We start from the raw sequence: 13,817 nt of genomic DNA on the forward strand, positions 1-13,817 counted from the left end.
ACAAGGTGCAGAACAGCCCAATTAAAAGACATCAGATCAAATGATATTAATTATCATTCCGCAACTTGTAATTCGTTACCAGTCGCAAGAAACATAATTAACAAAAGCGCACGCAATGCCCGAATTTCAAGGCTTTCAGCCAGTTACAAGCGGCTTTTGTACTTAATGCTACGAATAAATTTGCTACAGAAATTTTACTTGCACCGGGTTTACCCATAAAATCAGCGCGATTGACTCAGCTGCGACATTTGGTCACTGCACCTGCGACACCACGTCGCCGCTTTACTTATTTCAGACTGCAGAGCTGGGTCTCTGTATAAGGATCTTTAGCATGTCCGATTCGGCAGGACTCATCGCCCACAACTGGGGCTTTGCCATCTTCCTCCTGGGTGTCGTCGGCCTGTGTGCCTTCATGCTCGGCCTGTCCAGCCTGCTTGGTAGCAAGGCCTGGGGCCGCGCCAAGAACGAACCCTTCGAATCCGGCATGCTGCCCGTCGGCAGCGCCCGCCTGCGCCTGTCCGCCAAATTCTATCTGGTCGCGATGCTGTTCGTGATCTTCGATATCGAAGCCCTCTTTCTCTTTGCATGGTCTGTGTCCGTCCGCGAAAGCGGCTGGACCGGGTTCATCGAAGCTCTCGTTTTCATAGCAATTCTGTTGGCAGGTCTTGTCTACCTTTGGCGCGTCGGGGCACTTGATTGGGCTCCCGAAGGTCGCCGCAAGCGGCAAGCGAAGCTGAAACAATGAGGCTTTGGCATGCAATACAATCTCACCAGAATCGATCCGGATGCGCCCAACGAGCAGTACCCGGTCGGTGAACGGGAAACCGTCACCGATCAGCTGCTAGAGGACCAGGTCCACAAGAACATCTACATGGGGAAACTCGAAGATGTGCTGCGTGGCGCGGTCAACTGGGGTCGCAAGAACTCCCTCTGGCCGTACAACTTCGGCCTGTCCTGCTGCTACGTGGAAATGACCACGGCCTTTACGGCACCCCACGACATCGCCCGCTTCGGCGCCGAAGTCATCCGGGCCTCGCCGCGTCAGGCCGACTTCATGGTCATCGCCGGTACCTGCTTCGTCAAAATGGCGCCGATCATCCAGCGCCTGTACGAGCAGATGCTCGAACCAAAGTGGGTCATCTCCATGGGTTCGTGCGCCAACTCCGGTGGCATGTACGACATCTACTCGGTCGTTCAGGGGGTCGACAAGTTCCTCCCCGTGGACGTCTATGTGCCTGGCTGCCCGCCACGCCCTGAGGCTTTCCTGCAAGGCTTGATGCTGCTGCAGGAGTCGATCGGCCAAGAACGACGCCCGCTTTCCTGGGTTGTTGGTGATCAAGGTATTTACCGTGCCGAGATGCCCGCCCAGAAAGACCTGCGTCGTGAGCAGCGCATTGCCGTAACCAACCTGCGCAGCCCCGACGAAGTCTGATCCAGCGACCTGCCGCCCGCTCCCCTGGAGCCGGCGGCCTGGCTTCATTCTTAACGTTGACCCAAAGCGACCGAGACCATGACAGCGGACAACGCTATTTTCATTCCGCCCTACAAGGCTGACGACCAGGATGTGGTCGTCGAACTGCACAACCGTTTTGGCGCCGAAGCATTCGTCGCCCAGGAAACCCGCACCGGCATGCCCGTGCTGTGGGTCAAGCGCGCCCAGCTCAAAGAGGTGCTCAGCTTCCTGCGCGGCGTGGCCAAGCCATACAGCATGCTGTACGACCTGCACGGCGTCGACGAACGTCTGCGCACCCAGCGCCGCGGCCTGCCGGCTGCCGACTTCAGCGTGTTCTACCACCTGCTGTCGGTCGAGCGTAACAGCGACGTGATGATCAAGGTGTCGCTCAGCGAAGGCGACCTGAACCTGCCGACCGTGACCGGTATCTGGCCAAACGCCAACTGGTACGAGCGTGAAGTCTGGGACATGTTCGGCATCGATTTTGCCGGCCACCCGCACCTTAGCCGCATCATGATGCCACCCACCTGGGAAGGCCACCCGCTGCGCAAGGACTACCCGGCCCGCGCCACCGAGTTCGACCCGTACAGCCTGACCCTGGCCAAGCAACAGCTTGAAGAGGAATCGGCGCGCTTCAACCCGGAAGCCTGGGGCATGAAGCGTCAGGGCGCCAACGAGGACTACATGTTCCTCAACCTCGGCCCCAACCACCCTTCGGCGCACGGTGCGTTCCGTATCGTCCTGCAGCTGGACGGTGAAGAGATCGTCGACTGCGTCCCGGACATCGGCTACCACCACCGTGGTGCCGAAAAAATGGCCGAACGCCAGTCCTGGCACAGCTTCATCCCCTACACCGACCGTATCGACTACCTCGGCGGGGTGATGAACAACCTGCCATACGTGCTCGCGGTCGAGAAGCTGGCCGGCATCCAGGTGCCGCAGAAGGTCGACGTGATCCGTATCATGCTGGCCGAGTTCTTCCGCATCACCAGCCACCTGCTGTTCCTGGGTACCTACATCCAGGACGTCGGCGCCATGACCCCGGTGTTCTTCACCTTCACCGACCGCCAGCGCGCCTACACCGTGATCGAAGCGATCACCGGCTTCCGCCTGCACCCGGCCTGGTACCGCATCGGTGGCGTTGCCCACGACCTGCCACGCGGCTGGGACAAGCTGGTCAAGGACTTCGTCGAATGGCTGCCCAAGCGCCTCGACGAATACACCAAGGCTGCCCTGCAGAACAGCATCCTCAAGGGGCGTACCATCGGCGTTGCCGCGTACAACACCAAAGAAGCGCTGGAGTGGGGTACCACCGGTGCCGGCCTGCGTTCCACCGGTTGCGACTTCGACCTGCGTAAAGCCCGCCCTTACTCCGGCTACGAGAACTTCGAGTTCGAAGTGCCGCTGGCCCACAACGGCGATGCCTATGACCGCTGCATGGTCCGTGTCGAGGAGATGCGCCAGAGTATCCGCATCATCGACCAGTGCCTGCGCAACATGCCGGAAGGCCCGTACAAGGCGGATCACCCGCTGACCACGCCGCCGCCGAAAGAGCGCACCCTGCAGCACATCGAGACCCTGATCACGCACTTCCTGCAAGTCTCGTGGGGCCCGGTCATGCCGGCCAACGAGTCGTTCCAGATGATCGAGGCGACCAAGGGCATCAACAGTTACTACCTGACGAGCGATGGCGGCACCATGAGCTACCGCACCCGGATCCGTACCCCGAGCTACCCGCACCTGCAGCAGATCCCTTCGGTGATCAAAGGCAGCATGGTCGCCGACCTCATTGCGTACCTGGGCAGTATCGACTTCGTTATGGCTGACGTGGACCGCTAAGCATGAACAGCACGCTTATCCAGACAGACCGTTTCGCCCTCAGCGAAACCGAGCGCTCGGCCATCGAGCACGAAATGCATCACTACGAGGACCCGCGCGCGGCGTCCATCGAAGCCCTGAAGATCGTCCAGAAGGAACGTGGCTGGGTGCCGGACGGCGCCATCCACGCCATCGGCGAAGTGCTGGGCATCCCGGCCAGCGACGTCGAGGGTGTTGCCACCTTCTACAGCCAGATCTTCCGTCAGCCGGTCGGCCGCCACATCATCCGCGTGTGCGACAGCATGGTCTGCTACATCGGCGGCCATGAATCGGTGGTCAGCCAGATCCAGAGCGAATTGGGCATCGGCCTGGGCCAAACCACTGCAGACGGCCGCTTCACCCTGCTGCCCGTCTGCTGCCTGGGCAACTGCGACAAGGCCCCGGCGTTGATGATCGACGACGACACCTTTGGCGACGTGCAACCGACTGGCGTCTCCAAACTGCTGGAGGGTTACGTATGACCATTACTTCCTTCGGCCCGGCCAACCGCATTGCGCGCACAGCCGAAACCCACCCGCTGACCTGGCGCCTGCGTGACGATGGCGAGCCGGTATGGCTGGCCGAGTACGAATCGAAAAACGGCTACGCCGCTGCCCGCAAGGCACTGGCGCAGATGTCGCAGGACGATATCGTGCAGGCGGTCAAGGACTCCGGCCTCAAGGGCCGTGGTGGCGCAGGCTTCCCCACTGGCGTGAAATGGGGCCTGATGCCCAAAGACGAATCCATGAACATCCGCTACCTGCTGTGCAACGCGGACGAAATGGAGCCGAACACCTGGAAGGACCGCATGCTGATGGAGCAACAGCCCCATCTGCTGGTCGAGGGCATGCTGATCAGCGCCCGCGCCCTGAAGGCCTACCGTGGCTACATCTTCCTGCGTGGCGAATACACCACTGCAGCGAAAAACCTCAACCGCGCCATCGACGAAGCCAAGGCCGCCGGCCTTTTGGGCAAGAACATTCTCGGCAGCGGTTTCGATTTCGAGCTGTTCGTGCACACCGGTGCCGGCCGCTACATCTGCGGTGAAGAAACCGCACTGATCAACTCGCTGGAAGGTCGCCGCGCCAACCCGCGCTCCAAGCCGCCCTTCCCTGCTGCCGTTGGCGTGTGGGGCAAGCCGACTTGCGTGAACAACGTCGAAACCCTGTGCAACGTGCCAGCCATCGTCGCCAACGGCAACGACTGGTACAAGTCGCTGGCCCGTGAAGGCAGCGAAGACCACGGTACCAAGCTGATGGGCTTCTCCGGCAAGGTCAAGAACCCGGGCCTGTGGGAACTGCCGTTCGGCGTTACCGCCCGCGAGCTGTTCGAAGACTACGCCGGTGGCATGCGCGACGGCTTCAAGCTCAAGTGCTGGCAGCCAGGCGGCGCCGGTACCGGCTTCCTGCTGCCCGAGCACCTCGACGCGCAGATGTACACCGGCGGCATCGCCAAGGTCGGCACCCGTATGGGTACGGGCCTGGCCATGGCGGTCGACGACAGCATCAACATGGTTTCGCTGCTGCGCAACATGGAAGAGTTCTTCGCCCGCGAGTCGTGCGGCTGGTGCACCCCATGCCGTGACGGCCTGCCGTGGAGCGTGAAGATGCTGCGCGCACTGGAAAACGGCCAGGGCCGCGCCGAAGACATCGAGACGCTGCTGGGGCTGGTCAACTTCCTCGGCCCAGGCCGTACCTTCTGTGCTCACGCACCAGGTGCCGTCGAGCCATTGGGCAGTGCCATCAAATACTTCCGCTCGGAGTTCGAGGCAGGTGTCGCCCCAGCAAGCGCTGGCGACGCACTGCGCCAGAACCTGGCGAAGCCGATCGTGGTCGGCGCATAACAAGATGATTAGGCGGGTGGTCCGTGCCACTCGCCAGCTTGCCGGCAGGCCCGAGCGATCGAGGCGTGTCGCAAGCTCACCGATTTCCATTAGCCACGCCCGCTCGCGCGGGCCAACGAAGAACTTTGAACAATGGCCACTATCCACGTAGACGGCAAAGCGCTCGAAGTCAACGGTGCAGACAACCTGTTACAGGCGTGTCTGTCACTCGGCCTCGACATCCCTTATTTCTGCTGGCACCCGGCGCTTGGTAGCGTTGGCGCCTGCCGGCAGTGCGCGGTCAAGCAGTACACCGACGAGAACGACACCCGTGGTCGTATCGTCATGTCCTGCATGACCCCTGCCTCCGACGGCACCTGGATCTCCATCGAAGACGAAGAGTCCAAGGCGTTCCGCGCCAGCGTCGTCGAATGGCTGATGACCAACCACCCGCACGACTGCCCGGTGTGCGAGGAAGGCGGTCACTGCCACCTGCAAGACATGACGGTAATGACCGGCCACAACGAGCGCCGCTACCGTTTCACCAAGCGTACCCACCAGAACCAGGACCTCGGCCCGTTCATCGCCCATGAGATGAACCGCTGCATCGCCTGCTACCGCTGCGTGCGCTACTACAAGGACTACGCCGGTGGTACCGACCTGGGCGTGTACGGCGCCCACGACAACGTGTACTTCGGCCGCGTCGAAGACGGCGTGCTGGAAAGCGAATTCTCCGGCAACCTGACCGAGGTCTGCCCGACCGGCGTGTTCACCGACAAGACCCACTCCGAGCGCTACAACCGCAAGTGGGACATGCAGTTCGCCCCGAGCATCTGCCACGGCTGCTCCAGCGGCTGCAACATCAGCCCGGGCGAGCGTTACGGCGAACTGCGCCGCATCGAAAACCGCTTCAACGGCTCGGTCAACCAGTACTTCCTGTGCGACCGCGGCCGTTTCGGCTACGGCTACGTCAACCGCAAGGACCGCCCACGCCAGCCACACCTGGCCGACGGCACCAAGCTGGGCCTGGACGCCGCCCTGGACAAGGCCGCCGACCTGCTGCGCGGCCGTACCATCGTCGGTATCGGCTCGCCACGCGCCAGCCTCGAAAGCAACTACGGCCTGCGTGAGCTGGTCGGTGCCGAGTATTTCTACTCGGGCATGGAAGCTGGTGAACTGGCCCGCGTGCGCCTGGCCCTGAACGTGCTGAACAACAGCCCGCTGCCAGTGCCGACCCTGCGCGACATCGAAGACCACGACGCCGTGTTCGTGCTAGGCGAAGACCTGACCCAGACCGCTGCCCGCGTCGCCCTGGCCGTGCGCCAGGCCACCAAAGGCAAGGCCGAGGCCATGGCCGAAGCGATGAAAGTGCAGCCATGGCTCGACGCCGCGGTGAAGAATATCGGCCAGCACGCGCTGTACCCGCTGTTCATCGCCTCGCTGGCTGAAACCAAGCTGGACGACGTTGCCGAAGAATGCGTACACGCCGCCCCGGCCGACCTGGCCCGCATCGGTTTCGCCGTGGCCCACGCCATCGACCCGAGCGCACCGGCAGTCGCCGGCCTGGACGACGAAGCCAAGGCCCTGGCCCAGCGCATCGCCCACGCCCTGGTCGCCGCCAAGCGCCCACTGGTGGTTGCCGGTACCTCGCTGGCCGACCCGGCACTGATCGAAGCCGCCGCCAACATCGCCAAGGCCCTGAAGCTGCGCGAGAAGAACGGCTCGCTGAGCCTGGTGGTACCTGAAGCCAACAGCATCGGCCTGGCCATGCTCGGTGGCGAATCCGTCGATGCCGCGCTGGACGCGGTCATCAGCGGCAAGGCTGATGCCATCGTCGTGCTGGAAAACGACCTGTACGCCCGCGTACCGGCCGCCAAGGTCGACGCAGCCCTGGCTGCGGCCAAGGTGGTGATCGTTGCCGACCACTCGAAAACGCCGACGGTCGACCGTGCCCACCTGGTACTGCCGGCTGCCTCGTTCGCCGAAGGCGACGGCACCCTGGTCAGCCAGGAAGGCCGTGCCCAGCGCTTCTTCCAGGTGTTCGACCCGCAGTACCTGGACAGCAGCATCCAGGTCCACGAAGGCTGGCGCTGGATGCACGCCCTGCGTGCCACCCTGCTGAACAAGCCGGTCGACTGGACCCAGCTGGACCACGTCACCAGCGCCTGCGCCGAAGCCGCCCCGCAACTGGCCGGCATCGTCAACGCCGCACCAAGCGCCGCGTTCCGCATCAAGGGCATGAAGCTGGCCCGTGAGCCGCTGCGCTACTCCGGCCGCACCGCCATGCGCGCCAACATCAGCGTGCACGAGCCGCGCACCCCGCAAGACAAGGACACCGCGTTCGCCTTCTCCATGGAAGGCTACTCGGGTTCGGCCGAACCGCGCCAGCAGGTGCCGTTCGCCTGGTCGCCGGGCTGGAACTCGCCACAAGCCTGGAACAAGTTTCAGGATGAGGTCGGTGGCCACCTGCGTGCCGGTGACCCGGGCGTGCGCCTGATCGAATCGCAAGGCGACCGCCTGAACTGGTTCAACGCCATTCCGGGTGCCTTCAACCCGGCCCGTGGTACCTGGACTGCCGTGCCGTTCTTCCACCTGTTCGGCAGCGAAGAAAGCTCCTCGCGCGCCGCCCCGGTGCAGCAGCGCATTCCGGCTGCCTACGTGGCCCTGGCCAAGTCCGAAGCCGACCGCCTGGGTGTCAACGACGGTGCCCTGCTGAGCCTGAACGTCGCCGGTGTGGCCCTGCGTCTGCCGCTGCGTATCAATGAAGAGCTGGGCGCTGGCCTGGTCGCGCTGCCGAAAGGCCTGGCCGGCATCCCGCCTGCCATCTTCGGTGCATCCGTCGAAGGTCTGCAGGAGGCAGCACAATGAGCTGGTTCACCCCCGAAGTGATCGATGTGATCATCCAGGTCGTCAAGGCTATCGTGGTGCTGTTGGCCGTGGTGGTCTGCGGCGCCCTGCTCAGCTTCGTCGAGCGCCGCCTGCTGGGCTGGTGGCAGGACCGTTACGGTCCGAACCGTGTCGGCCCGTTCGGCATGTTCCAGATCGCCGCCGACATGCTGAAGATGTTCTTCAAGGAAGACTGGAACCCGCCCTTCGTCGATCGCATGATCTTCACCCTGGCGCCGGTCGTGGCCATGAGCGCCCTGCTGATCGGCTTCTCGATCATCCCGATCACACCGGGCTGGGGCGTTGCCGACCTGAACATCGGCCTGCTGTTCTTCTTCGCCATGGCCGGCCTGTCGGTTTATGCAGTGCTGTTCGCCGGCTGGTCGTCGAACAACAAGTACGCCCTGCTGGGCAGCTTGCGTGCTTCGGCACAGACCGTGTCGTACGAAGTGTTCCTGGGCCTGGCGCTGATGGGCGTGGTGGTGCAGGTTGGCTCGTTCAACATGCGCGACATCGTCGAGTACCAGGCGCAGAACCTGTGGTTCATCATTCCGCAGTTCTTCGGCTTCTGCACCTTCTTCATCGCTGGCGTCGCCGTGACTCACCGTCACCCGTTCGACCAGCCGGAAGCGGAACAGGAACTGGCCGACGGCTACCACATCGAGTATGCCGGCATGAAGTGGGGCATGTTCTTCGTGGGTGAGTACATCGGCATCATCCTCATCTCGGCGCTGCTGGTAACCCTGTTCTTCGGCGGCTGGCACGGCCCGTTCGGCATCCTGCCGCAACTGCCGTTCCTGTGGTTCGCATTGAAGACCGCGTTCTTCATCATGCTGTTCATCCTGCTGCGCGCTTCGATCCCGCGCCCACGCTATGACCAGGTGATGGACTTCAGCTGGAAGTTCTGCCTGCCGCTGACCCTGATCAATTTGCTGGTGACCGCTGCGATCGTGCTCTACAACACGCCAGCCGTCGCGGCCCAGTGAGGATTTGACCCATGTTCAAGTATATCGGCGACATCGTTAAGGGCACCGGCACCCAGCTGCGCAGCCTGGCCATGGTGTTCTCCCACGGGTTCCGCAAGCGCGACACCCTGCAGTACCCCGAAGAGCCCGTGTACCTGCCGCCGCGCTACCGCGGCCGCATCGTCCTCACCCGCGACCCCGACGGCGAGGAGCGCTGCGTAGCGTGCAACCTCTGCGCGGTGGCCTGCCCGGTTGGCTGCATCTCGCTGCAGAAGGCCGAGACCGAGGACGGCCGCTGGTACCCGGAGTTCTTCCGCATCAACTTCTCGCGTTGCATTTTCTGCGGCCTGTGTGAAGAAGCGTGCCCGACCACCGCGATCCAGCTGACTCCGGATTTCGAAATGGCCGAGTTCAAGCGTCAGGACCTGGTGTACGAGAAAGAAGATCTGCTGATCTCCGGCCCCGGCAAAAACCCTGACTACAACTTCTACCGTGTTGCGGGTATGGCAATCGCTGGCAAGCCGAAGGGCTCTGCACAGAACGAAGCCGAGCCGATCAACGTGAAGAGCTTGCTCCCATAAGGACAGAAAGATGGAATTCGCTTTCTACTTCGCATCCGGGATCGCCGTGGTCTCCACCCTTCGGGTGGTGACCGGTACCAACCCCGTGCACGCCTTGCTTTACCTGATCATTTCGCTGATTTCCGTGGCCATGATCTTCTTCTCCCTGGGTGCGCCGTTCGCCGGTGCCCTGGAAGTGATCGCCTACGCCGGCGCCATCATGGTGCTGTTCGTGTTCGTGGTGATGATGCTCAACCTGGGGCCGGCCTCGGTCGCCCAGGAGCGCGGCTGGCTCAAGCCCGGTATCTGGGCGGGGCCTGTAATCCTCGGCACCCTGCTGCTGGCAGAGCTGCTGTACGTGCTGTTCGTCACCCCGAGCGGCGCTGGCATCAGCGGTACCACCGTGGGCCCGAAAGAGGTAGGTATCAGCCTGTTCGGCCCGTACCTGCTGGTGGTCGAACTGGCGTCGATGCTGCTGCTGGCTGCAGCCGTCACCGCCTTCCACCTGGGCCGCAACGAGGCGAAGGAGTAAATCATGGGTGCTATCCCTCTCGAGCATGGTCTGGCAGTCGCCGGGATCCTGTTCTGCTTAGGTCTGGTTGGCCTGATGGTCCGCCGCAACATCCTCTTCGTGCTCATGAGCCTGGAAGTCATGATGAACGCCTCTGCCCTGGCGTTCGTCGTCGCCGGTGCCCGTTGGGTCCAGCCCGACGGCCAGGTGATGTTCATTCTGGTGATCAGCCTGGCAGCCGCCGAGGCCAGCATTGGCCTGGCCATCCTGCTGCAGCTGTATCGCCGCTTCCACACTCTCGACATCGATGCTGCCAGTGAGATGCGCGGATGAACCTTATCTTCCTGACTTTCGTCTTCCCCCTCATCGGCTTCCTGCTGTTGTCGTTCTCGCGTGGGCGGTTCTCGGAGAACCTGTCCGCACTGATCGGCGTCGGTTCGGTCGGCCTGTCGGCCGCCGTTGCCGCCTACGTCATCTGGCAATTCAACGTCGCCCCGCCTGAGGGCGGCGCGTACAGCCAGCTGCTGTGGCAGTGGATGTCGGTAGATGGCTTTGCGCCCAACTTCACCCTGTATGTCGACGGCCTGTCCGTCACCATGCTCGGCGTGGTCACCGGCGTCGGCTTCCTGATCCACCTGTTCGCTTCCTGGTACATGCGTGGCGAAGCCGGCTACTCGCGCTTCTTCTCGTACACCAACCTGTTCATCGCCAGCATGCTGTTCCTGATCCTGGGCGATAACCTGCTGTTCATCTACTTCGGCTGGGAAGGCGTGGGCCTGTGCTCGTACCTGTTGATCGGTTTCTACTACAGCAACCGCAACAACGGTAACGCGGCACTCAAAGCGTTCATCGTCACCCGTATCGGCGACGTGTTCATGGCCATCGGCCTGTTCATCCTGTTCGCCCAGCTGGGTACCCTGAACGTGCAGGAACTGCTGGTGCTGGCACCGCAGAAGTTCCAGGCGGGCGACACCTGGATGGTGCTGGCTACGCTGATGCTGCTGGGCGGTGCGGTCGGTAAATCGGCCCAGCTGCCACTGCAGACCTGGCTGGCGGACGCAATGGCGGGCCCGACCCCGGTTTCGGCACTGATCCACGCCGCCACCATGGTGACCGCGGGCGTGTACCTGATCGCCCGTACCAACGGCCTGTTCCTGCTGGCACCGGACATCCTGCACCTGGTAGGTGTAGTCGGTGGCGTGACCCTGGTACTGGCCGGCTTCGCCGCGCTGGTACAAACCGACATCAAGCGTATCCTCGCCTACTCGACCATGAGCCAGATCGGCTACATGTTCCTGGCCCTGGGCGTTGGCGCCTGGGACGCGGCAATCTTCCACCTGATGACCCACGCCTTCTTCAAGGCCCTGCTGTTCCTTGCTTCCGGTGCGGTGATCGTTGCCTGCCACCACGAGCAGAACATCTTCAAGATGGGCGGCCTGTGGAAGAAACTGCCGCTGGCCTATGCCAGCTTCGTGGTCGGTGGCGCGGCCCTGGCTGCACTGCCGATCGTGACCGTGGGCTTCTACTCCAAGGACGAGATCCTCTGGGAAGCCTTCGCCAGCGGCAATACCGGCCTGCTGTACGCCGGCCTGGTCGGCGCGTTCATGACCTCGCTGTACACCTTCCGCCTGATCTTCATCGCCTTCCACGGCGAAGCCAAGACCGAAGCCCATGCTGGCCACGGCATCAGCCACTGGCTGCCGCTGGGCGTGCTGATCGTGCTGTCGACCTTCGTCGGCGCCTGGATCACCCCGCCGCTGGCCGGTGTACTGCCTGAAAGCGCCGGCCACGCCGGTGGCGAAGCCAAACACGCGCTGGAAATCACCTCGGGTGCCATCGCCATCGCCGGTATCCTGTTGTCGGCCCTGCTGTTCCTGGGCAAGCGCAGCTTCGTCAGCGCCGTCGCCAACAGCAGCATCGGCCGTGTCCTGTCGGCCTGGTGGTTCGCTGCCTGGGGCTTCGACTGGATCTACGACAAGCTCTTCGTCAAACCGTACCTGCTGATCAGCCACATCCTGCGCAAGGACCCGGTTGACCGCACCATCGGCCTGATTCCGCGGATGGCACGTGGCGGCCACGTCGCCATGAGCAAGACCGAGACGGGCCAGCTGCGCTGGTACACCGCCTCTATCGCCGTGGGTGCCGTGCTGGTGCTCGGTGCCGTGGTAGTGGCTGCGGTATGACTATGAATCTTGCGACTTTGCCAAAGGAAACCAACCCGTCATGATTTTGCCTTGGCTGATCCTGATCCCTTTCATCGGCGGCTTCCTGTGCTGGCTGGGTGAGCGCTTCGGCGCCACCCTGCCGCGCTGGATCGCGCTGCTGACCATGTCCCTGCTGCTTGGCATCGGCCTGTGGCTATGGGGTACCGGCGACTACACCCTCGCGCCTGCTCCAGGCGCCGAACCTGCCTGGGCACTCGAATACAAAGTCGAGTGGATCAAGCGCTTCGGCATCAGCATCCACCTGGCCCTCGACGGCCTGTCGCTGCTGATGATCCTGCTCACCGGCCTGCTCGGTGTGCTGTCGGTACTGTGCTCCTGGAAAGAAATCCAGCGCCACGTCGGCTTCTTCCACCTCAACCTGATGTGGATCCTCGGCGGCGTGGTCGGTGTGTTCCTGGCCCTGGACCTGTTCCTGTTCTTCTTCTTCTGGGAAATGATGCTGGTGCCGATGTACTTCCTCATCGCGCTCTGGGGTCACAGCTCGGCAGACGGCAAGAAGACCCGGATCTACGCGGCGACCAAGTTCTTCATCTTCACCCAGGCCAGCGGCCTGATCATGCTGGTGGCGATCCTGGGCCTGGTGCTGGTCAACTACAACACCACCGGTGTACTCACCTTCAACTACAGCGACCTGCTCAAGGCCGAGCTGCCAGCGGGCGTGGAATACGTGCTGATGCTGGGCTTCTTCATCGCCTTCGCGGTGAAGCTGCCGGTAGTGCCATTCCACTCCTGGCTGCCTGATGCTCACGCCCAGGCACCCACCGCAGGTTCCGTGGACCTGGCCGGTATCTTGCTGAAGACCGCGGCCTACGGCCTGCTGCGCTTCGCTCTGCCGCTGTTCCCGAACGCTTCGGCCGAGTTCGCGCCAATCGCCATGACCCTGGGCCTGATCGGTATCTTCTACGGTGCCTTCCTGGCCTTCGCGCAAACCGACATCAAGCGCCTGATCGCCTTCTCCAGCGTTTCGCACATGGGCTTCGTGCTGATCGGTATCTACTCCGGCAGCCAGCAGGCCCTGCAAGGCGCGGTGATCCAGATGCTGGCCCACGGCCTGTCGGCTGCCGCGCTGTTCATCCTGTCCGGCCAGCTGTACGAGCGCCTGCACACCCGTGACATGCGTCAAATGGGAGGCCTGTGGCACCGCATCGCCTACCTGCCAGCCATCAGCCTGTTCTTCGCCGCCGCGTCGCTGGGCCTGCCAGGCACCGGCAACTTCGTCGGCGAGTTCCTGATCCTGCTCGGCAGCTTCGTGCATGTACCGTGGATCACCGTGATTGCCACTACCGGCCTGGTCTTCGGTTCGGTGTACTCGCTGATCATGATCCACCGCGCCTACTTCGGCCCGGCCAAGAGCGACACCGTGCTGGCCGGCATGGACGGCCGCGAGCTGATCATGGTGCTGGGCCTGGCGGTACTGCTGATCCTGCTGGGCGTGTATCCACAGCCGTTCCTCGACACCTCTGCCGCCACCATGAGTGGTGTGCAGCAGTGGCTCGGTTCCGCTTTCACTCAACTCGCTTCGGCCCGGTAAGAGCGCT

12 protein-coding genes are annotated in these 13,817 nt (G+C 62.9%); all 12 read left to right on the top strand.

Features of this window, described 5'->3' with window-relative positions; translation table 11 throughout:
• Positions 1-331: 331 nt before the first annotated feature.
• The 12 genes from IAE39_RS04155 to nuoM all read left to right on the top strand — a co-directional run bounded on the left by IAE39_RS04155 (position 332) and on the right by nuoM (position 13,810).
• Entirely contained in the window at positions 332-745 is a 414-nt protein-coding gene (locus IAE39_RS04155; RefSeq protein WP_201199660.1) for an NADH-quinone oxidoreductase subunit A, read from the top strand.
• A gap of 9 nt (positions 746-754) precedes the next feature.
• The gene (locus IAE39_RS04160; RefSeq protein ID WP_008096180.1) at positions 755-1,432 is read left to right on the top strand and encodes a NuoB/complex I 20 kDa subunit family protein; all 678 of its coding nucleotides are present in this window, start codon (positions 755-757) and stop codon (positions 1,430-1,432) included.
• A gap of 78 nt (positions 1,433-1,510) precedes the next feature.
• A complete protein-coding gene (gene nuoC / locus IAE39_RS04165) occupies positions 1,511-3,292 on the top strand; it encodes an NADH-quinone oxidoreductase subunit C/D (protein ID WP_201199662.1) in 1,782 nt (593 codons plus the stop codon).
• Positions 3,293-3,294: 2 nt separating this feature from the next.
• Positions 3,295-3,792 (top strand): NADH-quinone oxidoreductase subunit NuoE, encoded by a 498-nt coding sequence (gene nuoE, locus IAE39_RS04170; protein WP_027592810.1) that lies wholly within the window; start codon positions 3,295-3,297, stop codon positions 3,790-3,792.
• Positions 3,789-5,153 (top strand): NADH-quinone oxidoreductase subunit NuoF, encoded by a 1,365-nt coding sequence (gene nuoF / locus IAE39_RS04175; protein ID WP_201199664.1) that lies wholly within the window; start codon positions 3,789-3,791, stop codon positions 5,151-5,153. The genes nuoE and nuoF overlap by 4 nt, the downstream gene beginning before the upstream one ends.
• 132 nt (positions 5,154-5,285) lie before the next feature.
• Complete coding sequence (gene nuoG / locus IAE39_RS04180; protein ID WP_201199666.1) at positions 5,286-8,000, top strand: NADH-quinone oxidoreductase subunit NuoG; 2,715 nt, start codon at positions 5,286-5,288, stop codon at positions 7,998-8,000.
• A complete protein-coding gene (gene nuoH, locus IAE39_RS04185; protein ID WP_172221305.1) occupies positions 7,997-9,004 on the top strand; it encodes an NADH-quinone oxidoreductase subunit NuoH in 1,008 nt (335 codons plus the stop codon). The genes nuoG and nuoH overlap by 4 nt, the downstream gene beginning before the upstream one ends.
• An 11-nt stretch (positions 9,005-9,015) precedes the next feature.
• Complete coding sequence (nuoI, locus tag IAE39_RS04190) at positions 9,016-9,564, top strand: NADH-quinone oxidoreductase subunit NuoI (RefSeq protein ID WP_003251442.1); 549 nt, start codon at positions 9,016-9,018, stop codon at positions 9,562-9,564.
• Positions 9,565-9,574: 10 nt separating this feature from the next.
• Positions 9,575-10,075: an NADH-quinone oxidoreductase subunit J gene (gene nuoJ, locus IAE39_RS04195; protein WP_012273298.1), complete on the top strand. Its 501-nt coding sequence runs from the start codon at positions 9,575-9,577 to the stop codon at positions 10,073-10,075.
• Between the two features lie 3 nt (positions 10,076-10,078).
• Positions 10,079-10,387, top strand: a complete 309-nt coding sequence (nuoK, locus tag IAE39_RS04200; protein ID WP_003251446.1) for an NADH-quinone oxidoreductase subunit NuoK — start codon at positions 10,079-10,081, stop codon at positions 10,385-10,387.
• Entirely contained in the window at positions 10,384-12,237 is a 1,854-nt protein-coding gene (gene nuoL, locus IAE39_RS04205; protein WP_201199667.1) for an NADH-quinone oxidoreductase subunit L, read from the top strand. The genes nuoK and nuoL overlap by 4 nt, the downstream gene beginning before the upstream one ends.
• A 40-nt stretch (positions 12,238-12,277) precedes the next feature.
• The gene (gene nuoM / locus IAE39_RS04210; protein ID WP_201199668.1) at positions 12,278-13,810 is read left to right on the top strand and encodes an NADH-quinone oxidoreductase subunit M; all 1,533 of its coding nucleotides are present in this window, start codon (positions 12,278-12,280) and stop codon (positions 13,808-13,810) included.
• The last annotated feature ends 7 nt before the right edge of the window (positions 13,811-13,817 follow it).

Origin of the sequence: Pseudomonas sp. S37 (assembly GCF_016658545.1) — a bacterium.
Lineage (GTDB): Bacteria > Pseudomonadota > Gammaproteobacteria > Pseudomonadales > Pseudomonadaceae > Aquipseudomonas.